General features: G+C 34.1%; 1 protein-coding gene. It reads left to right on the top strand.

Annotated elements, in window-relative coordinates; translation table 11 throughout:
- Positions 1 to 971 (top strand): WD40 repeat domain-containing protein (locus tag F6K49_RS52000; protein WP_293110862.1); only part of this gene is annotated, 971 nt, incomplete at its 5' end.
- Positions 972 to 1,102: the final 131 nt, after the last annotated feature.

The raw sequence follows: 1,102 nt of genomic DNA, 5'->3' as shown, positions 1-1,102 counted from the left end.
TTTTAAGAGATAATAAACCACAAACTTTTTGTAGTCATAATAGGAAAATTACAACTGTTAGATTTAGTCCGGATGGTAAAACTCTGGCTTCTGCTGATGAATATGGCCATATAAAATTATGGCAAACAAATGGCACAGAAATTAAAAGCCATCAAATTGATAAGAAAAAAATTACCGATCTTAGTTTTCATCCAAATGGCAAAATTATTGCTTTCAGTAATAATGATGGTTATGTTGATTTTTTATCATTAAATAATAGTGAAACACCATTGCCTATTTTACAAGATTTCGGAATTACTAGCTTAAATTTTGGTTCTAATGGTAAAATTATAGCCTTGGCTCAAGAGAATGGTACTCTTGAAATTTATGACCAAGATGGTAACTCATTAGCTTTAAAAAGACATAGCAATCGAATTCATTGTATGGGGGTTAGTTCCGATAGTCATACTTTAGCCACTGCCGGTGCAGATAATAATATAAAAATATGGGACTTTACAGACGACAATAAACTATTAGAAAAGAAAAATACTTGTTTCCCAACTAACAGTAGTATAGTGACTCAAATTAGCTTTAGTACTAATGGAGAAATCCTGGCTTTAGCTAGTGAAGATTGTACTATCAAACTTTGGAATCTTAAGGATAAAAAAGTAAAAATTTGCAAAGGACACAGCCAAGCTATTACTAGCATCAGCTTTAGTCCTGACGGTGAAATTTTAGCCTCTGGTAGTGATGATAATACTATCAAATTGTGGAGTCTTGATGGGACTGAAATATATACGTTACAAAATCATACCCAGCCGATTACAAGTATAGATTTTAGTCCTGACGGTCAAACTTTAGCATCTGCGAGTAATGATAAGACAGTAATTCTGTGGAATTTGAATCTTGATGATTTACTGCATCGTGCTGATGAATGGTTACCAGACCATTTCAAAGGAAATCCCACGGGTACAGTCAAAAATAGTTGCTGAGGTAAAAGTGCAATCGCCAAAGACTTTCCTCAGATAAGCAAACGCGACTTGAACAAAGTTAAATGACACGGTAAATAGTACCAGGGTAAGAGCATCTCAATCATGCTTGAGCTTACGAACTGATAACAGTA

The sequence above is a fragment of the Moorena sp. SIO3I6 genome, assembly GCF_010672095.1.
The sequence above is the reverse complement of the archived record's forward strand: the minus strand, read 5'-3'. Positions and strand labels throughout refer to the sequence as shown.